Origin of the sequence: Paenibacillus sp. FSL H7-0735, assembly GCF_038008505.1 — a bacterium.
GTDB lineage: Bacteria > Bacillota > Bacilli > Paenibacillales > Paenibacillaceae > Paenibacillus_AQ > Paenibacillus_AQ odorifer.
This window is the reverse complement of record NZ_JBBOZH010000001.1, coordinates 3848211-3869534: the sequence shown is the minus strand read 5'-3', so window position 1 is coordinate 3869534 and position 21324 is coordinate 3848211. Positions and strand designations below refer to the sequence as shown.

Sequence of the window (21324 nt, the reverse complement as noted above, 5' to 3'; positions counted from 1 at the left end):
TTGAAATTAATAAATTTATACTTTATAAAAAATCTGTATCTATGGAAATCTCAATAGACATAGATTTTTATAAACTTAAAAACTAACTATTCTAGTTCACTACTAATTCACTGAATCGATTACCGTTATACACGATCTTCAATTTATTCGTATTTGTAATTAACGCTCGCAAGTCAGATTCCGCCCATTCGTATATAATGGAATCTTTCACTTCTTCCAGTTTAAGCTTGGTGATTTCCGGTTTTGTGATTAATGTGGCAATGACATCCTCGTCCATATATTTACCGATTACTGTCTCACCTACAGAAGCAGCAGCTAATGACTCCCAGAACTTAAGAGACTCGGTATCTTCTTTGGATATATCCAAACGATTTAGCACTTTCTCTTCCTTGGCCTGCCCCGTTGTCGCTAACGCAGCCGTTAATTTATCAGCAACACGAGTATATTCCGCACTTTTTGATGCATACTCAACTTGTAACTCCGCGTTGCTCATTTTCGTTTTCTTAACCTGGGTTTCTACCAAATCCGGCCAACGGGCGCCACTTAAATATTGCATGTATTGATATAAATCAAACTGAGGCAGCCCATAGTATGTCTCTCCTGAATCATCCATCTTAGCTCGCTTAACATTTTCATCATCCATGTCGGATTCTAGCTCATCAAAGCTTTTATAAGGGGCGATCCCCCGCTCATCTGCAATAAATTGCTCCTGCTTGGTTTTTAGCAATGCAGTCATCGCAGAATTTTTGGCGTATTCAGAGGGGGTTTCATGATTTTTGCCGTATTTACGTGTCCAGAAGCCCTCATCTACTTGAGCCCCATAAGTTCTGAAGAAATAGTCTGCTGTTACAGCTCTTTGCTCTGTTACATAGAAATGAAATTCTTCCTCTGTTACGGCATATCCATCTACGGTAAATATCCAGTTTTCAGGCAGCTCCGCCTTTTTGTTAGTTAAGCCCAACATGAGTAAAGCAAGAACAATCAGAGCGGTAAACAAGATAATCACTGTTGGTTTTCGTCTTGTAATCCCCATGACAGCCCCCTTTCCAATATTCAACCTAGCTTTGCATGAAAGCCATGACAGTGAAATTCTTCCCCGTTGCAGGAGAAGTTCCCAAATTTAAATGGTTAGACATTATTGTAAGTTTAGCCACCCCCTAATGTAAGCGCTTATTTAGACTGAATTAGAACAAATTTGACTTATAAAAAAACAGTCCTAGTTCGCAACTTTGTGTGTACTAGGGGATCAATATCTTAAAAAGGAACTGTCGTTTGGTGTAAACGCTTTTATTTATGGATATTAATTTTTAAATTTTATTCACAAACACCTAGACACGGCGAAAATAGTTGTGATACATTTGAGCATAAGTAATGCTGCTGGGTTAGCAATTTCTACCTATAGGTGAAAAGTGACGTTGAGGATGCGATGATTTCCTATAGAAGCACGTATCTTCAAATCTCTTCAGCATATAAGTCAAATGTCACTTCCGCCCTAAAGTTAAAGCGCTTAAATTTTATAGGCTTAAATAACATCTATTGTTAAGCGTGTTACTTTGGAGATCAGACTATAGGGAAGGAGGATTCATTGACGTTAATTAAAAACCGTCACTTAAGGAGAAATTTTTGTGCACTCATTGAAATCGACCTCAGGCACAATGAAAGTGTCAATAGTAACGTTGAGGATGCGATGATTCCCTAATGAAGCACGTATCTCCAAATCTTTTTCAGCATATAAGTAAATGTCACTTCCGCCCTAAAGTTAAAGCGCTTAAACTTTATAGACATAAATATCACTTATTGCTAAGCGTGTTACTTTGGAGATCAGTCTAAAGGGAAGGAGAATTCATTGACGTTAATTAAACTAACCATCACTTAAGGAGGAATTTTTATGTACTCATTGAAATCGACCTCAGGCACAATGAAAGTGATGTTACTTGTTATGCTTTCGGCGGTTATGCTTCTATCGACATTAGCCGCACCTGCACCGCTTCAACCAAAAGCTCATGGAGCGGGTGAATTGAAACCGTTTCCTCAACAAGTCAGCTATCCGGGTATCATTAAACCAAACCACGTCAGTCAATCCTCATTGAACAGTTCAGTAGCTTCCTACTATGACTACTGGAAGGCTACTTATCTTAAAAACAACCTGTCCTCGCTGCCTGGAGGATACTATGTAAAAGGTGACATTACTGGCGAAGCGGACGGCTTCGATCCGCTAGGCACATCGGAAGGCCAAGGATATGGTATGGTCATTACCGTGCTTATGGCCGGTTACGATACGAATTCCAGAACAATCTATGACGGTTTGTTCAAAACGGCTAGAGCGTTCAAGAGCTCTAACAACCCGAACCTGATGGGATGGGTAGTAGCAGATAGTACTGGGGCTCAAGGGCACTTCGGTTCGGCAACAGACGGGGACCTCGATATCGCTTACTCCCTTATTCTAGCTGATCGCCAATGGGGCTCGACCGGAACGATCAATTATTTGGCTGAAGCCAAAAAGATGATTGGCGCTATTAAGCTTAGCAATGTGACAACTAACAACAGGCTGAACCTTGGTGACTGGGATACGAAGAGCGCCTTGAATACCCGTCCCTCCGACTGGATGCTCAGCCATCTACGGGCTTTCAATGAAGTAACTGGAGATTCAACTTGGCTAAGTGTCATCAACAATCTGTATAACGTATACAGCCAATTTACAGCAGCTTATTCGTCTAGCACAGGTCTGATATCGGACTTCGTGGTAGGCAACCCGCCTAAGCCGGCTCCCCCAAACTATTTGGAAGAGTTCCCTGAAACAAATGAATACAACTACAATGCAAGCCGTGTACCACTTCGGATCGTAATGGATTACGCCTTGTACGGAGATACCCGCGGTAAGGATATCGCTAATAAAATGGTGGTATGGATCAAAGGAAAAACAGGCAACAATCCGAACAATGTGAAGGACGGTTACCAACTGAACGGTTCGAATCGCGGTACTTATGCAACAGCGGTATTCGTAGCGCCTTTCATCTCCGCAGCGACGACTACCAGCACGCATCAAGCTTGGGTCAATGCCGGTTGGGACTGGATGAAGAACAAAAAGGAAAGTTACTTTAGCGACTCCTTTAACATGCTGAACCTACTGTTCATCTCGGGGAACTGGTGGAAGCCTACCTACAGTGCAGCGGATGCACAAGCTCCCTCGGATCCAACGAATCTGACCGCAACAGCAGCTTCAAGCAGCCAAATTAATCTGAGTTGGACTGCTTCCACAGATAATGTCGGTGTAACAGGCTATCGGGTTTTCCGTGGCGGCGTGGAAGTAGGCGCACCTACAGACACATCCTTCAGCGATACCGGACTTACCGCATCGACAGCTTACAGCTTTACGGTGAAAGCTGTCGATGCCGCAGGCAACCTGTCTGCTAACAGCAATACCGCAACAGCAACTACAAGTGCAACTTCTCCTGACAACACCAACCTTGCGCTAGGTAAGACAGCGGTAGCCAGCTCTATCGAAGGTGCAGGATTTGAAGCTTCCAAGGCAACAGACGGCAACTCCACTACCCGTTGGGCGAGCATGGAAGGAAGCAACAATGAATGGATTTACGTCGATCTGGGTGCAACCCAAAGTGTGAACCGCATCAAGTTGAATTGGGAAGATGCTTACGCTAAAGGCTACAAAGTTCAGGTGTCTAACGACGCAACAACATGGACGGATACTTACGTAACAACGACCGGTAATGGTTCTATTGACGATATTACATTTACCGCAAATAGCGGACGTTACGTCAGAGTGCTGTGTACTGCTAGAGGGACCGTATACGGTTATTCAATATTCGATTTCGAGGTTTACGGCTCTTAATTGAACAAAGCCTGGCGGATATGAATCCGTCAGGCTTTGTTACTTTTGCTTAGGGCAGCGACGGTTCTATAAACCGTATTATCACTGGATGTGCAGCTATATGGACTTCATTTCGATTATAGGAGAATAAGAACCATTTCCATTGCGACATTTGCTCGTATCTCTTTATTAAAGATTAAATATCCCGAAATCTGGATGCCTCCCTCCACTCTCATATCCTGATCTTGATCATTTATTCGATTTATCGTTCGCAACAAGGTTGATTTCTAGCAACCGGAGGGGCCGATCAAAGCCGTAATTGATTTTTCAAGGATGCACATAGTTATATTTTTTAATCTGGCACATCTCACGTTCAAAATAATACGGTTGGCTGAAATCGCCCTGCTGATCTAGCATGAGCAGTATCGTGTAAATATCACCCAGTTGTGAGCTTTGAAAGATTAGATTAAATACGATCGGATGCTCCGGCATATGTTCCAAAAATGTACCGTCTTCTTACATCATCGTTTTACAAGTGATTTGCATAATTCAATACTAAATTCCTAGAAATAAAAAGCCGAATGGATCGTTCTCATCCACTCAGCTCATAGGTTTATTTTACAATAATCTGTATAGTATCACTTTCCGTAGTTCCACTTCCATTCATAAACTCACAGTGATATTGATAAATGCCAGGAGTTTTCCCTGAGATTTGTGTAATGGCCGATTGAGCACTTGGTGTTTGTGAAGATAAAGATTGCGTTTCAATGAGTTCGCCATTTTCATATAATCGATATTGTGCTGCGTTCGTGCCCCACCACATATTAGCAGTAATGTTATAGTCCCCATCTTGATCCCAGTTGTCACTAGACAACACAGGTTTGCCGGGATTCGCCTCAGTCACGGTGACGGTGTGTGGATCACATGAAGTCGTTCCATACAAATTCGATAACTCACATGTATACACATAGGTTCCATTCGGCTTTCCTTGAATAGGAATAATGGAAGTCTGGGCAGCAGGCGAAACATCGGCCAGTGACTTCGTTTGGATCAATTGGCCATTCTCGTACAACTTATACAGTGAGCCATTGTTTCCCCACCACATATTCATCGTAACTTCGTAATTGCCATCATTTATGCCTGTGGCAACACCGCTATTATTCGAAAGTGCCGGTTTACCTGGCACCCCATTTGCAAGCAATTCCGGGCTAACGGAATGCCGTTCGAACTTGACTGCATCAGCCCTCGTATAAATCATATCGGCAGGTAGAGTTGGCGGATCTACCGTTGTCGGAGTAACCCTGGTTAGACGAACATACTCGCTGCCGTCTCCAGTAAAGTCGAACGTTCCTAGATTAACCCAACCTGAGGAGCCGACGGTTGCATCAATATACGTGACCTCGGTAACCGACTGATGCTTCACTTCTACTTTGACATAATTATCGTTTGCCGTCGTATGGACGAGCTTGTAGATGGAGACCGTATATTTCCCCTCTGGGAACTGGCCTTTCCACGTCGCTGATGATCCTTGCACGGTAGAGTAACGGGACTTAACCCCAATTTTGTATCCGGCTAAATTGCTTTGGCTCCAAGATCCTTCTGTCGTGTATAACCCAGTCGTATTCGTGCTGTCGACAATAACCGTTAAGTCCCTGATCGCAATTGTCAAAGACGGCGTTGTTAAGGTCACCCCGTCAATCGTTACAGTGGCCCATACATCAATATGATCCGTTTCTCCGTCGAGACTTAGAAGGGTCAACATACCGCTACTGTCCACTTCAGCCAGATCGGTTCGATCAACGAAATATTGCACATTTGCCTGTGATAGATCACCAATCAGACCGTTATCCAAATAGCCGGTCACGCTTAGTTGTACGGTTTGAGTCATTTGCAGTTCACTCCGATCCGACAGGATCACCACAGACTCCAATTGCGGCATACTGTTTGGATCGACCCACATCATCGCATCGGCAACTACCCGTGACTTGTTGGCCTTATTGGTTAACTCGACATATCCGCTATAGCCTGCTGCAAAAGGATAATCTCCCAGGTGCACCCAAGTCCCATTGGCCGTTGTCTCATCAACGGTAACCGTCTCGGAGCCTCCACTATAATAAACCGTAAATGAGGCATTCGTTGCCCAATTTTCACTTGTAGCGGTTATTTGCGGAAGCTTGTAATACACACTGTAAGTAACACTTTCCGGCAGCTCAGGCTGCCATTTAATTCTGCTTGTCGCTGTGCCGGCAGCCGATTTGGCGTACACATAGTTATCATAGTAATAGTCGTTAGCGGTTGTATCCCGTATCCAGACGCCTTCTGTCTCCGCCTCCGTATTATCCACAATGATCGATGAACCCTTCTGCCAATCCGGTTGAACCGGAGTTTCTTGTACCTGATCAGGCAAATAGAGTGTCCGCTTGCGAGTCTGTTTCCCGTCCGATTCCACATAATAAGTGAAGGTTTGGGATAAATCGTTTACCCGTATCGACCATTCCATCGGATAAATCGTATCTGGAATCGTCGTATACGTCGCCCCGCCATCCAAGGAATAATGGATCGTCGCTGGTTTTGTCGTTTTTGCCTGCACATAAGCATCATAGGCCGTTTCGTCGGGCTTGACGATCAGCATACCTTTAACCGCATCTATAGGGCTGTGGATATCGAAGAAATAGCTTGCCTCCGATGTATCAGCAGTTCTGACCTGGTGCAGCGGCACATCAATGTTGAGTCCTTCTACAATGATAGCGGTTATTCCCTTGCTTGAAACCGTGGCTTGAATGATTCCGCCACTCATAACCGTTTGCTCTGGTGTTCCATTGTCGCGGATGATGGTTACGGTATAATCTTGTGCCGGGTTGAACCCAATGATTTGCGCATTCAATTCGATAGGAGTCTGGACTTCAGCTGACGATTCGTTGCTTAACCCGATGTAGAATTTATTCCCGCTCTCTCCCGTTATCCAGTTCAATTGAGGATGGTTGGTCTTAATAATCCCCTTGGGCATCCAGAGCCAAACGTCGGAATTACCGTAAAAATGACCTGGTTTGTTTCCATAGAGGTGATATTTGAACCATAAAAAATTAGTTTCAAATACAGTAGGGAATGTAATACTACCATTCGATTTCAACGATTGTTCGCTGATCAAATAATCCATCGTTTGCCCGAGTTGTCCCGGGATATGGTGATAATATATAGATGTAGCCCCGCTTGGGCCTTCCAGAGGAAACTCTGGTTCAAGTTGGCTAACGGCGAAGCCCTTATAGTAATAACCTGGATAACTGGAATATCGACCAATAACCGCATTATGAGCAATATCCTGCAGCAGTTTATCACCTGTATAGAGCGACAATCTCAGCATAAATGGAGCTTCCTGAGCATTCATCCGATAATAGCCAGTTGTACTTCCCGCTTCAAACGTCAATCCATTGGGAGATACAAGCTCACTATCCGCTTGTACGCCTCCGGCTACATCTTCTGGGAGCTTGATCCGAGGATATTGATATTTACCACTTTCCGGCCAGTGGAACGACTCCGCGTAATTATACGTCTCAGGCTGCGGAATCGTAACGGCACCTTCAGGAACCGGACGAGCAACGAACATTGTTGCATACCGTTTGGCTTCCTTATAAGCAGCATTTAAGTATTTGGGATCCTGAGTTTCCTCGTAAAGCTCCAAGATCTCCATCCACAGCTTGCTATAATAATAAATGAACTCATTTTTACTCACATTAACAGATGCAGGCGTATCAATATGCTGCATGATATAGCTGTCGGCTGCATCCTTGGCAGCCTGTAAATAATGCGCATCTCCCGTCATACGATACATCATCAGGGGCTGAATGACAGGACCGCGGTCTTTCTGGTCAGGATCACGCACGAGGTACTCTTCCTGTGCTAGCGCCCCAATTCCTGCCGAAGTACCCATCATCTGATTGACAGCGGCTACGCTTGAAAAATCAAACGGCAAGGTTGCCATTTTCCATAACGACGGCACACCGTATACTGGCTTCTGCGTCGGCGACCAACCTATGCCATTTCGCGATAAGCCATACTGGACGGACGGCAATGCTCTCGTATCGTAAAGCTGGTCATCCCCAGTCAAATAGTAAGCCCCCAAAAGAACCGCATTCGAGCTTGTTCGAACGCTATCCTCGTTTTCGATGTCAATGAAGCCCTTGGCACGGCTCCACCACCCGCTGGGTGACGGGACATAATCAACAGAGTCATCTCCTTGCGGCTCTATCTTAAGTAAATCGATCATATTGAACATCGCGTCAGTAAGCGACTGATCTGATACATTCTCACGGTATGCAGAATAACCGTACTCTTTGCGAAGAATATCCGCGTAGGACTCATACAAATTGCTTTTTTGAGCGATTAGTCCCATATGAAATTGATAAGTGCTTTCTGCGTTCATTTGCGAATAGGTCCCTAATTGAGGAGCATACAAGATTGGCTGCACGCTGCCTTCGTTGTTGACAAGGCTCATGCCGAGCCTTTGCTTCGTAACACCTCCCGTCGGTTCAAATTCAACCGGAAGCTCATCCGACGGTACAAATACCCCATACGTCAATGGATTCCCCGAACCGTCATTCTTCTCAACCAGACTCATCGGAGCGCTCAGTTCCCTTAAGCTTGTTGATTCCACTGAACCTACCATTTTGGCGTGTGATCTGAAACCATTTAACACTTCATTGACACCTGAGATTTGCTCTGTTGTGAAGGACTGATAACCGATTACATAATTGCCATCCCTGCGAGGTGTAAAGGCGAAGGAAACATCAGGTTTGTCCCCTGACATAGACCAGTTCACTTGTAAATCGTAATCGCTTTCATGTGATGAATCGGTTAATATCGCCGTGTGGCTGTCGGGGAAGTCGATCTCGTCGAATGTAATCCAGTGTTTGTTCATCGTATCGTAGTAATTGGTACGACTCCCCGCATTCCCATCCAATAAGACCCATTGTTCTTCAAGTCTTTCAGACACATTATTGACAGGTACCCAGTTCTCCGTATCCGTGTCCTTGTAGAACAAATCACGAACGATGGATTTGCCACCATCCCAAGCTGCTTCATAGAAGGTTGCTTTATAGCCGGCATTCTCGATGCTGCCTTTTTCCGTGTAACTGAGATTCGCCAATGTACGGCTGCGCAGCGGAGGCAACGGGGGAGCCTGCTGCCGGATATTCCCTTCAAATTTGACCGCATCGGCCCGCGTAATGATCTTTCCGGTCGTAGGTTGTGTTCGAGTCAGTCTGACAAATTCGCTATCATCACCACTGAAATAATATGACCCCAAATCAACCCATCCGGCCGATGGTCCCGACGAGGGTCTCAGATCCATAAACATGACATCCGTAATCCCATTGTGAACAATTTCGATTTTAACATTACTGTCTGCTTTGTCCGCCCAATCAAGCTTGTTGAATGAAATTTTCGCCGTCCCTGCTTCTAATCGCGGATTCCATGTGATGCTTCTTCCTACTGCATCGGTAAATTTGGAACTGGAATTATTATATCCCTTCACTCCCGTACTTGTAGTCCAATCAGGAGCGGAGAATCCGTTATTTGCGTTATTTACATCAGTGGTGACGACATCATCAATCGTGATGCTTCCATCATCAATGATGATCGTCTTATGAGGTTCTTTTTGCTGAATATTACCTTCGAACTTGACCGCATCTGCACGAGTAAGTATCGTGCTGGTTGTGCTGGTAGACCGAGTTAATCTAACGAATTCGTTACCCACTCCGGAAAAATAGTACTCTCCCAAATCAACCCATCCCACAGAAGCGCCAAATGAAGGTCTCAAATCCATAAAAAGAACATCCGTCGTTCCATTGTGGACGATTTCAATTTTTACATTGCTATCTGCTTTATCTTCCCAGTTAAGCTTGTATAACGAAATTCTCGCCGTTCCCGCTTCCAATCGTGGATTCCATGATATCGTTCTGCCTGCTGTACTCGTATATTTGGAACTGGAGTTATCATACCCCTTCACCCCTGTACTTGTGGTCCAATTCGGAGCCAAATATCCGTTGTTCTCGTTACCCACATCAGGTGTCACAACATCATTGATCGTGATGCTCCCGTCATCGATGATAATCGTCTTATACGGTAAGGTCTCTGCATAAGCGGTCCTTATTCCATCTAGGCTGAAAGGAACTAATATCGTCACGATGAAAACGATTAAGAAAAACAGCTTCCTTTTTATCATACAACTCACAGCCTCCCTTAAGTTGATAACGCTTTCAAAATAATAAAACCCTCCTTTGTTCGAAGATCATAAAGAAGCGATCAACCGTATCCTTCTGGCTAATCCCGCTCCGTCGTTTTTATCATAGCATGTCACAGAACTGTGAAATTTCTTTGATTTCAAGAATTTCTTATAAGATTTTAAGCAAGAAGAAACGACTTTGTCTTCCTTTAAAAAAGAGACCTACATCATAACTGGCCGCTCAACTGCAGTCAGTATGAAATAGGTCTTTCAATTGGATAAAACCTTTAGATTAATTATAATGGCGGCTGCACCAATAACAACTTCCCAAGCTGGATCACCGTTTGATCATACCAATCTGGATGCTGCCGAACATGCTCAATACTTCGTTCATTTCCAGATGCCTCAAACACAGCCGCTTTGTCTGTCTTTTCGGTATCGACTTCGAAGCGAACTGTATGTTTCCCATTCGGGAGCTCTGGCAAGAATACATACTGATTACGATTATGATCGTTGTGTAGTGTGAATCGATCGACAATAAAGGGTTCTCCACCATCCACCGACACCTTCAATCTGCCAGAATCAGGCCCCCCGATATCGAATAATCCGATATGGGTTCCCTCGAACTGCACCGTGATAGCCTCTCCAGGATCGACTGCTCGCCATAGGCCGGGGAACAACCAATTGTACTCGCGCACTAAAGCACAATCATCCGGAGTCATGTAAGACCATCCTGCGGAAAAATCGGTAAGACTATCCAGTGACAGCATGGTCGCATACTCCCAAGGATTAGCCGGAACCAACGGATTCTGAGGTAAGTGATGTACTGACCTTCCCGGATGATCTTGAAGTTCTCTAATTTTCTCAAATGACCGGGTGATCGTATCCGTGTAAATCTGGTGTCCTTCGGGAATAGTCGGATGGATCGAATCATGCGTAAAAACAACGGCTCCGGAAATGGACACGTCTTCCCTTGAGGTAAAAACGAGTTTTCCCTCCGACACCAAGTGACTGACCTCTACGCCTAGATGAATCGAAGGAATGCCGTAATAGTCGGCCACTTCCTCTTGCATTATAGCCCCCTTCTGGTATTCCCCAGACTGAAATAAGGCCACATCCCGCTCCTTCAGCGTATAAACGAACAGGATATCGGTAAACCGGTTCCGCTTGCGGATCTGACGGACAATCCCTTCGATACGCGCCTTGGATTCGGGATCTCCGCCATCGTTACCGACAAATTCAACAAATACTAGATCAGGCCGATGACGCAGTACATCTGTCTCCAAACGGGCACAGCCCAAATCCGATCCTGTCCCATCAATGCCTGCATTCACAGAGCGGATATCCGCCTTAGGATATTGCTTACGAAGCCAATCCGCCGTCATGACCCTGTAGCCTTCAGAACGTGTATTACTGCCGCCGAAATAGACGATTGTTACGGTATCCCCATTTTCCAATTTTTGAATTATATTGGGGAGCCCTTTACGAGGGAATAATTCCTTCATCGTGACTTCACCTGACCTCATTTATCGATTTTAGGAGCAAACAATTTCACAGCAAACACTTCGAAATAAGGCGAACCATAAGTTGCGCAGAAATTAATCCGGATTCGGGATACACGTTTCTCATCCACCTTATGTTTATTCAAGGTGAGATAATTCCCACGAGTTATGATTGTCCTATCGGTTCCGTCTTCTAAGGTCAAGGTCATATCATAATCTTGAATAAGGGACTCGATCGGATCGTTGAAATGCTCCAAATCCAGCTGCGAATTAAAAACAAGATGGATTTCGTCCAGATTTTTGGGGCTTGTAAAACAGAATTCCAACCATTCCTGTCCTTTCGAATGTTCAGAAATCCAACCGTTCGGTTGGCCATAAGGTCTGGAGTAGCCATTGACAACATTCTCAGGACTATACATATTCTGAGCTGGCATCAGGTCCTTAAAGCAAATGCTCTTATTGAATTTCTTCAGCCTGGACGGCTCTTCCGGCCTATAATGGAAGCTGACCGCACCTGTCAATTTCTCTTCATTACCGTATATGGCAAGGCTCGCCGTGCCCTCCAATATGATGTAGATTTTGTCGTCAGCCGGTTTCTTGCAGTCCAAGTCTAGCGTAATCCAGTCGTCATGACCGGCTGTAATAACCAAGTGGTAGTCTCTCAACTCGCTGGTTGGAATGTAGTTTTCCTTCCGTTCCCCGCCAAACAGCTTCACATGTAGAGTTTCCGAATGCTTGGACCTATTTTTAATTTTGATCCGTACGCTTTCAGCCACGGATGTCTGAATCGGCAAGACCAAACATAACCCTTTCTCCAAGGAAATCTCTTCGGTTGGATGAAGATTGTCATAACTGCGCTGAGACGAGGCACGAATAGTTAATCCGTCAGCGAAGTAAGGATCCAATTTTTCTTGAAGGCCTACAATGGTTTGCCCGTCTCGAAGCAGTAGCGCCTGCAGCTCCCCCATATGAGCTTCGACTATGGCCGCGGGGTCTACCTCATATTTCGAGCACAAAGAAGCAGCTGTTCCAACCGCCTGCCCCATACAACCGCAGGTTGCCATAACCCTTGTAGATCCGAAAGCCACATGGGTAGCACTTATATTGCGACCAGCGAACAAGAGATTAGGAATATTTCGTGAATATAAACTGCGGAAAGGGATATTGTACAATCCGGGCACGAAATTCCAAGCTGTAGCCGGCCCCTCATCGTAGATGCCCTTATTAGCATGTAAATCCATATACCATCCACCGACGGATACAGCATCTTCGAAATGCGGCTTTGCTGTGAGATCGTTCTGAGACAACATGTGATCCCCAATAAACCTCCTCGACTCCCGCTTTCCCGGGATCGGGCATACATAATCCAAGATGAGATTGTCTACATCATCAAATTCACCGCTATTTTTGAGATAATCCCAAATCCCGTACACCAATTTCCGCAGTTCCAACGCGATATCTTCATTATTTTTGATAATATCCATATGTCCGCCGTATTCCAGCCACCACAATCCGCCAAGCCCGTTGATTTTTCTTGGAAAAGCCCGATGGTTCAAGCCTTTTCTGATACTATCGAAAAAGGCCAACTTCGTAATATCATACGCAAAGCCAGGTCTTTTGTATGGAACGGAATATCCTACGTCACGGGCTTGAAACAGGATCGTATCGCCCATGGTGTAATGGTCCGCCACTTCAGGAGCCAATTCTTCCTTGTATTCATGTTTCGCTTCTCTCCCCCATCGGAAGAGAGCACCTGCCTGATATCCGACAACTCCATCTCCGGAGCAATCGATATAGGTTCGGCTTTCAAAACGAAATTTCCTTTCGGAAGCCAATTGAAGGCCCTCCACCCATTTAATTCTGCCGTTCTCCATGCCCGTTTCATGCACGCATGTATTCAGAAATAGAGAAATGTTAGGCTCAGCATAGACCATATCCAACAAGACCGTATCCGAAAGCGAAAGCATCAGCTTCTTGTTGTATAACGGATTATAGTGGAAAATCTTCAACTTGAGTTCTTCCACCAACCCTCCTTCGCGTGCATAATAGGATGGACTGTTTCCGAGATATGCCGACCCGTTGATATGAACCCTGACCTCGCTGCTCGCATTTCCCCCAAGAACCGGTCGATCATTAATAAGTGACACTTGCAGCCCTTGGCGTGCGGCAGCAATGGCAGCGCATATCCCAGCAATACCTCCGCCGACGACGGTTACATCTGCTTTAATAAGCTCCATTTTGATAACCTCCATGATTAGATCCTTCTATCATGGTAATCCTTTTGCTCCCTTTTTTTTTACATGATTTCGCGAAAAAATCACACATTTTTTGCAACCTTAATTGGATTCATACCGTGTCATTTTTATCCGATATTGCTTAGGAGTATCACCCGTATATTCTTTAAATAATTTGCAAAAATAACCTTCATTCACAATTCCTACTTCCTCGCACAATTCCAATATAGAATAATCCTGAACATTTAACAGCTCGAGAGCTAATTGGATTTTTTTACGATTGATGTAGCTGATAACGCCCTCGTTCATTGTTTTTTTGAATAAGCTGCTAAAATACGATGGAGCTAAATTCACTTCCTCGGCAATCGCCTCGAGCGTTAATCGCTGTTTCAGGTTTTTCTCTATAAACCGCATAGCACTCATAATTTCTATACGATGTAAAAGTTGGCCAGCGTGTACATATTCGAAGGTAAAGTCGCCAATATAGGCAAGCTGCTCCCGAAAAGCTAAAAATTCTATGGGAAACTCTGCTACTTCCGTGGCCAACTTGTTCCCCGATTTAAACTTCACAATAATGTCTCTGTACAAGTCTCGTAGCATAGGCGCCATGATGGACTTATGGATTTTATGGTCCGTAACAAATTGGTTCAGATCAGCAAATGCTTTCTCCAGCTCTTCCTTGGAAACCTTTCTTTTCACCCCAGCAAGAAAATCAGCCAGTTTCTGCTGAAATTCTTCTTTTCTGTCATTATGGTAATGGAACCGATGCATGGGTGTTTTTACTACTTTCTCTGTATGATAATAGAAATCATCACTCACATTTTGTGCTTCCGTGTAAGCTTGTTTGATGGATTCCCAGCCTCGGTGCTGACCTCCAAAAGCGACAGATACCCTTTGATTCAAATATTGATGCAAATGGGAGACGATCTGCCCCCCCAGTGTCTGGCAATCATATTCCGTTTCCAGATCACTACGATTATTTTCCCAGGAAAGAAAGCCAATAAAACGATTATCGGATAGATCCGCAGCTACACCACTGCCGCCATTCATCACCGTTTCTTCGATTATATTTGTAATCGCATACCGCAAGATGTTTTGATCAGACGCTGAATAATCGTTTCGGAAACTTTCATACATATTCATTTCGACAATGAAGCAGCGATAGTTGGCTTGAAAAAAATGGAACTGCATGCGATTGGCAAAATCCGATGCCCGATGAGAAGGAATTTCGCCTCTGATAAGCTCGTTAAAAAATTGCTTGCGGACTCTATATTTATTTTCAAGCACGGATACGTTTAACGATTGAAATTCCGCTTCTTTTTTCTTTACCTCATTTAAAATCCCGGCTGCCTTATCTAAAGCTCGATCCAAATCCGCATCCCTGAGCGGAACCTTAACAATGTACTCCAATACGTTGGCTTGAATAGCTCTCTGGGCGTATTCAAAGGATGAATAAGCGGTCAAAAGAATGAATTGGGTATGGGGAAGCTTTGGCTTTAGCTGCTCAATCATGGAAATCCCATCCATTCGCGGCATGACGATATCAGATATTACGATATCCGGCTTAAGCTTTACGATCTCCTCTAACCCCTTCAGCCCATTATTCGCTTTTCCCACTAAATGAAATCGCCTATCCCTAAGGGAGAGCTCGTGAAAAAACAATTCCAATCTCTGAATGATTAGATCTTCATCGTCAACAATGAAGCAGGTGTAGTCTCTCATCATCATGCATCTCCTTTAAACAAGCCTGCTGGGAATAAGGCGCGAACCCGGGTTATTTCCTTAGGTATGCTTATGATTTGGAGCCCGAATTGTTCTCCGTAGTGAAGTCTGATTCGGTCATGAATATTGTTTAACCCGATTCTTTTTCTTTTCAATTCCACATCCCCCGGTTCTGAAATTAAAATATGCTTTATTTTATCAGTTGGAATTCCCTCGCCCTGATCAACTACTTCTATGATGACATTGCCGCCCTCCCTGTACGCATGAATAGTAATAGGGCCTTCGATCCCCCCACCGTTATAACCATGGAAGATACTATTCTCCACAAGGGGCTGCAGCAGCATTCTAAAAACCGGAAAATCTATTAGCCCTGCTTCGATATTTTCGATTAAGTGGAAGTTTCTGTTATAGCGGATGTTCTGGATCGCGATATAGTCCGATACATTTTGCAATTCCTGACGCAGTGATACCTTCTCCGAAGCGTCGGCTATCCCATATTCCAATATTGAAATAAGAGACTCAATCACCACATCTACTTTCTCTATTTGTCCGAGTCGTATGACATTGCTGATAGAACCAAGCGTGTTATACAGAAAATGAGGGTTTATTTGAGACTGCAGTACTTGAATTTCCAGCTTGCGTTCAAGTTCATTATGAAGCTCTGCTCCCCGAATCAGTTCCACAATTTGCTGCAGCATACGATCGAATGCTCGGGAAAGATCTCCAAACTCATCGTTTCGGTTAATCGATATTGTAGTTGTGAGGGAGCCTTGCTCCACCCGCTTCATTTTTGTTTTGAGTGCATAGAGCGGAGTCCTTATATATTTGGCAATAAAGAAGGAAACGAACAGACTTAAGAGAAAACCTGCAGCTAGAAGCTCTATATAATAGGTTTCCAATCTGGATAAAGCAGCTTTCAAGCGTGATTCATCGTTGATTGAGATGATGGTCCAGTTAAATTTTTCAGTCGGTTTTTTCAGAAGGGAGACCTGAATCCCCTCCTTGGTGTGCAGTTGAAGGTTTGTTTCTGTAGTATCCAGAATTTGTTCCGCTGACGTTTCACCGATTGAAAAAGTATGATCTTGAACATTCAGGGGGCCTTTATTTTCCGAAAATCCGGCAATGATTTTTCCCGATGCGGTGATTAGAGCCAAATTCATTTGTTCTTTTTTATTAATCTTGAACAAGGTTTCTTCAATGGCATTTAGATCTAAATCTACCGCAATGGCCATAGGAAACGGAGCGCTGTTCAGATATCGGACCATCGTAACTGTCCAGCCGGAATATTTAGATTTGTAAGGATCACTGACAAATGTAATCCTTCTATTCTTGTCAGCTGCATCAAACAATGGTTCTCTTTCAGCTAAAGGTTCATCAAATATTCGGGTAGGTGTACTTCCGCCTAGAATAGATAAATCGCTTTTGATCAAATAAATATTACTGACGTAATTACTGTTGAGTTCATACAGCTCTCTTAATTGCTTTTTAATCACGTCCGGATTGTCAATGTTGGCTTTCACCGATGACTCGACCGAGAACAGCATCGTCTGGAAGGAGGAAAAATTAACTGTGAAATACTGATCAATCTTATCAAGTATTTGGTTGGTGTAATAAATGTCAGAGGTTCTTATTTCCTTTTGGACATAGCGATAAGACAATTGGCTTATCAAGATTATGCAGCTTAATACAAATGCAAACACGATAAAAAATAGTTTTAAAGGCAAGCTGATTCTTCTTCGCATCGATCATCTTCCTTTTAAATCTGTAATAAACAAATAATAGCATATGATAAGAAGAAACGCCTTCGGCGTCCTTTTTAAGGACGATAAGCGTTTCTTCGAAAAATAGAAAAATAAAGTATAAAGTAAAAAGTAAAACTTAACCTTCTTATATTTCAATAAAGAGAGGGGCTAATTATGGCCGCTCTCTTCGTTTAAAAGATAAGGAACATTTATATGCTTCGCGCATAAATGTTCCTTATCTTTCTCGCTGAAACGGTACCGTCCTTTAAAAGGACGGCGCCGTTTCTACTTGATTTACTTGATTAAGCCTGCTTCTTTAAATTGCTTGATTACTGAGTCTTTATACTTCTGCATGTCAAACTTAGTTTCCAATGTATTGAGGAAATTGTCCCAGTTCGAAAGAGGTTCTTTGCCAGTCATAAATTTGACCAAGCTTTCATTAATGTAACGTTGGCGGTCAGCTGCCAATGAATCGTTCGGGTCTTCAGTCAATAAATTCCCGGGCAACGTAGCCGCCACGTATTTCTGGTTGTTCTCAAAAGCTTCTGCCGTCTTAGGATTCTGGAAGCTGAAGTACTCAGCATCATCACCACGACGCGGCATTCTATAATGATCGACCCATAAGTACTTTTCTTTCATCTCCTTTGATAATTCGGAGGTTTTATTTTTGATCTTGCCGTCTACCAAATCCCAATGAATCCCTTTAATTCCGTATGCAAAATTCGGATATGCTTCTTTGTCCGTAAAGAGATAATTTAGCATGGACAAGATCCGAATGATTTTGTCCTTATCCGCTTTCTTGGATATGGCCCATGAATTGCCTTGGAACGATTTTCTCTCTACAATTTGATCACCATAAGGACCTGTCATTGGAGGAATGACGATCCATTCCGGCACCTCTCCACTGATTTCTTTCATTTTTTGCTGATAATCTGGTTCCAACCTGCGGGCATCTCTTATCATGAAGCCAACTTTACCCTTAAATAACTTTTGGTCCAATAAATCGGGAGTATTCATCGTCACCCAGTCTGGATCTACAACTTTAGCTTCCATCATTTTATTGATATAAGCGAGTGCTTCTTTCATTTTTGGGTCGGTAAACAGGAACACCGGTTCATTGTCTTTCACATCAATGGCTGAGGGAGGATTGACACCAAACATCCACATCAAACTATCGAAGCCGTAGGTTTGCAGATTACCTTCTTTATTCATACCGCCTATGAATCCGTACGTATCATTTTTGCCATTGCCGTCCGGGTCTTTTTCTGTAAAGGCTTTCATAACTTCAAATAGCTCGTCGGGTGTTGTTGGCACTTCCATATTCAGCTTTTTCAGCCAATCATTACGGATAAAGAAGCTTCGACTAATACCGTTTACGTTATCATAACCTGGAACCCCAATGGTTTTTCCCTGATAGGACATCGCCTCCCAGGAGTCGTTGCTAAAACGTTTCTGCAATTCAGGAAATTGATCCAGATACGGTGTCAAATCCGCAAGAACGCCCTGGTCATAATATTGTGCAAGATCAGCCCGGCTCTTTAAGAAGATCAAATCTGGAATATCTCCGCCAGCAATGAGCGTATTTAATTTAGTCGTTGCTTGCCCTGATTGAGGAATCATCATTTCCAAGTCGATATTTACTGCTTTCTCCAACATTTGGCGTTGGATATCTTCTTCACGGGGAGGAATCGGAGCAGCAGCATTGAAAGTTCCTTGGTTAAACATCGAAATTTTCAATTTGGTTTCAAAGGGACTAGACTGGCCTTGTGAATTACCCGAAGCTGTCGATGTAACCTCTTTTTGTTCCCCACAGCCTGACAATACTGTTCCCACACCGACCATTGCTGTCAGAATAGAAAATGTAATCGCTTTACGTTGCATTATGACCTCTCCTTTGCTTCTATATTATCACGGTTTCCCCGTAACAACTCAGGTTGGAATATCTTTTTAACCTTTAACCGATCCCAAGAGCACACCTTTGGTAAAATGCTTTTGCATAAATGGGTAAACGATCAAAATCGGAACTGTAGTCACGACAACTGCTGCCATTTGTATAGCGAACGTACTAACAGCTCCGGTATTGGCAAGCGAATCAGCACTTTGTGTTGCGACGTTAAGCAGGATGTTGCGCAAGATCACTTGAAGCGGCATTAAGTTGGAATCATTGATATAAACAATAGCATCGAAGTAACTGTTCCAATGCCCGACTGCGTAAAATAAAGAAATTGTGGATAGGACGGGCAAGGACAGAGGTAAGATGATCCGCCATAGCGACTGAAGTTCACTTGCACCGTCTACCCTCGCTGATTCCTCGATTTCAGCAGGCAATTGCTCGAAAAAGCCTTTAATGATCACCAGATTAAATGCACTAATGAGATTTGGAATAATCAATACCCACGGGCTGTTTAGCAATCCCAGAGAGCGGACTAGTAAATAAGTCGGAATTAATCCTCCCCCAAACATCATCGTAAAGACAATGAATAGTAAAAATGGGCTGCGACCCGGCAAATATTTTTTGGATAACGGATATGCCGCGATTACCGTAAAGAACACATTGAGAGCAGTGCCCACAATCGTTCGAAACAATGTGATTTTATACGCCTGCCCAATACCATGAGAAATAAATACTTCTTTATAGGCTAGAAAGGTAAAGGTTTCTGGTATAATAACAATTCCTCTTCTTAGCACTTCCGATTCTGGCGTTACTGAAACAGCAACAACATATAGAAAGGGTAGTAAGCAAAGTAGAGCTAGCAAAATAAGAATAAAATAAACGAATGCTTGCCAGACCTTTTCTCCGATTGTCAAATTGATCATTTTGATAACCACCTCACCAAATTTGCCCATCGAATTTTTTGGCGAGCTTATTCGCTGCCAACACTAAAACAAATCCGATGACCGCTTTAAATAATCCCACAGCAGTAGCCAAGCCAATCTTAAGTCGCTCGAGCCCTTCACGGTATACCCATGTGTCGATAATGTCGATTTTCTCCTGATTAAAGCTGTTGGCAAACATGAATATTTGGTCAAAACCAGCATCCAGAATATGGCTTAGTTTAAGGATCAGCATCAGAATCATAACGCCTCGAATGCCGGGAAGTGTTACATGCCATAGCTGTCTCCACTTGGAAGCGCCATCAATTCTAGCCGCTTCATATAAGCTTGGATCGATTCCTGCTAATGCTGCAAGGTACAATATCGCTCCCCATCCAATATCCTTCCATATTTCAGATAAGATGATCAGCAGTCTGCCCCAGGCAGGTTCCGTTAGGAATGAGATGGGTTCAACTCCAGTTTCCTTCAAAATCATGTTAAAAAGACCATCCCCTGGGGCTAGTAATGCCACCATCATTCCATAAACAATGACCCATGATAGAAAGTGGGGTAAATAAGTGATCGTTTGTACGATTTTCTTAAACCATTGGGTATAAACTTCATTGAGCAGCAAAGCAAGTATGATAGGAGCTGAGAAACCGAACAACAGCTTATACAGGGATATGATAATCGTATTTCTCATGATGTCCCAGAAATAAACGCCGTTCATAAAATCTGTGAAATTTCTAAATCCCACCCATGGGCTATCCCATAGTCCCAAAGCTAGGTTATAGTTTTTAAAGGCAATAATGATTCCCGCCATAGGAATGTATTTGAATACGGCAAAGTAAACTAATGCCGGGAACAAGAGAGCGTACATCACTTTATACTTTTTTATCGTCCTTATCCATGAGTTCCGCTTTTTGGGGAGGGGAATGGCGTCCGCTGCCAATTTTGCTTGCATATCATCACCTCGTCTTTATTTGTATTTGTATAATAGCATCTCGTTATTGGATAAATTTCTGTAATTTCAAGAATTTCTTATAAGATATTAAGTAAGTACAGCCTCGGATAATTCGAATACAATAGGCATGATTGTCTTGCATTAAAGCTCGTACAATAACTCTGACACGAAAGTTTGAGTATAGACCAAATACAATCCTGAGGTCCCAAACAAAAAAAGCCCTAGAAAAAAATGGGCTTAATTTAATGAGTCTGTTTTTATATAATGCATCCACGTATTTTATTTTCCATTACTAAA

General features: G+C 43.4%; 11 protein-coding genes and 1 pseudogene. 2 read left to right on the top strand and 10 right to left on the bottom strand.

The genetic code is table 11. From position 1 onward, the window contains the following. Window positions 1-91: 91 nt before the first annotated feature. On the bottom strand, window positions 92-1033 hold the full coding sequence (locus tag NSS82_RS17495; RefSeq protein WP_036677055.1) for a hypothetical protein: 942 nt from the start codon (window positions 1031-1033) through the stop codon (window positions 92-94). A 975-nt stretch (window positions 1034-2008) separates the two neighbouring features. Here NSS82_RS17495 and NSS82_RS17490 point away from each other — a divergent pair. Beyond that, a pseudogene (locus NSS82_RS17490) lies at window positions 2009-3157 on the top strand (glycosyl hydrolase family 8); the annotation flags it as partial. Further along, a complete protein-coding gene (locus tag NSS82_RS17485; RefSeq protein ID WP_256718567.1) occupies window positions 3134-3850 on the top strand; it encodes a galactose-binding domain-containing protein in 717 nt (238 codons plus the stop codon). The pseudogene NSS82_RS17490 and the gene NSS82_RS17485, both read left to right, overlap by 24 nt. Before the next feature lie 306 nt (window positions 3851-4156). Here NSS82_RS17485 and NSS82_RS17480 read toward each other — a convergent pair whose 3' ends face one another. The 9 genes from NSS82_RS17480 to NSS82_RS17440 all read right to left on the bottom strand — a co-directional run bounded on the left by NSS82_RS17480 (window position 4157) and on the right by NSS82_RS17440 (window position 21027). Beyond that, entirely contained in the window at window positions 4157-4330 is a 174-nt protein-coding gene (locus NSS82_RS17480) for a hypothetical protein (RefSeq protein ID WP_162164256.1), read from the bottom strand. A gap of 112 nt (window positions 4331-4442) precedes the next feature. Beyond that, complete coding sequence (locus NSS82_RS17475) at window positions 4443-10049, bottom strand: golvesin C-terminal-like domain-containing protein (protein WP_076273218.1); 5607 nt, start codon at window positions 10047-10049, stop codon at window positions 4443-4445. Between the two features lie 296 nt (window positions 10050-10345). Further along, entirely contained in the window at window positions 10346-11554 is a 1209-nt protein-coding gene (locus NSS82_RS17470; RefSeq protein ID WP_076273217.1) for an SGNH/GDSL hydrolase family protein, read from the bottom strand. A 17-nt stretch (window positions 11555-11571) separates the two neighbouring features. Further along, window positions 11572-13803, bottom strand: coding sequence for an FAD-dependent oxidoreductase (locus tag NSS82_RS17465; RefSeq protein ID WP_076273216.1), 2232 nt, complete (start codon window positions 13801-13803; stop codon window positions 11572-11574). 84 nt (window positions 13804-13887) lie between these two features. Beyond that, window positions 13888-15507 carry a response regulator gene (locus tag NSS82_RS17460; RefSeq protein WP_256715539.1) on the bottom strand — a complete coding sequence of 540 codons (1620 nt, stop codon included), beginning with the start codon at window positions 15505-15507 and terminating at the stop codon, window positions 13888-13890. A gap of 2 nt (window positions 15508-15509) precedes the next feature. Further along, a complete protein-coding gene (locus NSS82_RS17455; RefSeq protein ID WP_076106660.1) occupies window positions 15510-17249 on the bottom strand; it encodes a sensor histidine kinase in 1740 nt (579 codons plus the stop codon). Window positions 17250-17543: 294 nt separating this feature from the next. Then, on the bottom strand, window positions 17544-19130 hold the full coding sequence (locus NSS82_RS17450) for an extracellular solute-binding protein (protein WP_076273215.1): 1587 nt from the start codon (window positions 19128-19130) through the stop codon (window positions 17544-17546). A gap of 66 nt (window positions 19131-19196) precedes the next feature. Next, window positions 19197-20066, bottom strand: coding sequence for a carbohydrate ABC transporter permease (locus tag NSS82_RS17445; RefSeq protein WP_036677077.1), 870 nt, complete (start codon window positions 20064-20066; stop codon window positions 19197-19199). A 13-nt stretch (window positions 20067-20079) separates the two neighbouring features. After that, a complete protein-coding gene (locus tag NSS82_RS17440) occupies window positions 20080-21027 on the bottom strand; it encodes an ABC transporter permease (protein WP_036677080.1) in 948 nt (315 codons plus the stop codon). Window positions 21028-21324: the final 297 nt, after the last annotated feature.

Coding starts and splice junctions, on each gene's coding strand:
- NSS82_RS17445 (WP_036677077.1), bottom strand. CDS start 20,066: ATGATCAATTTGACAATCGGAGAAAAGGTCTGGCAAGCATTCGTTTAT.
- NSS82_RS17450 (WP_076273215.1), bottom strand. CDS start 19,130: ATGCAACGTAAAGCGATTACATTTTCTATTCTGACAGCAATGGTCGGT.
- NSS82_RS17460 (WP_256715539.1), bottom strand. CDS start 15,507: ATGAGAGACTACACCTGCTTCATTGTTGACGATGAAGATCTAATCATT.
- NSS82_RS17495 (WP_036677055.1), bottom strand. CDS start 1,033: ATGGGGATTACAAGACGAAAACCAACAGTGATTATCTTGTTTACCGCT.
- NSS82_RS17440 (WP_036677080.1), bottom strand. CDS start 21,027: ATGCAAGCAAAATTGGCAGCGGACGCCATTCCCCTCCCCAAAAAGCGG.
- NSS82_RS17470 (WP_076273217.1), bottom strand. CDS start 11,554: ATGAAGGAATTATTCCCTCGTAAAGGGCTCCCCAATATAATTCAAAAA.
- NSS82_RS17455 (WP_076106660.1), bottom strand. CDS start 17,249: ATGCGAAGAAGAATCAGCTTGCCTTTAAAACTATTTTTTATCGTGTTT.
- NSS82_RS17465 (WP_076273216.1), bottom strand. CDS start 13,803: ATGGAGGTTATCAAAATGGAGCTTATTAAAGCAGATGTAACCGTCGTC.
- NSS82_RS17475 (WP_076273218.1), bottom strand. CDS start 10,049: ATGATAAAAAGGAAGCTGTTTTTCTTAATCGTTTTCATCGTGACGATA.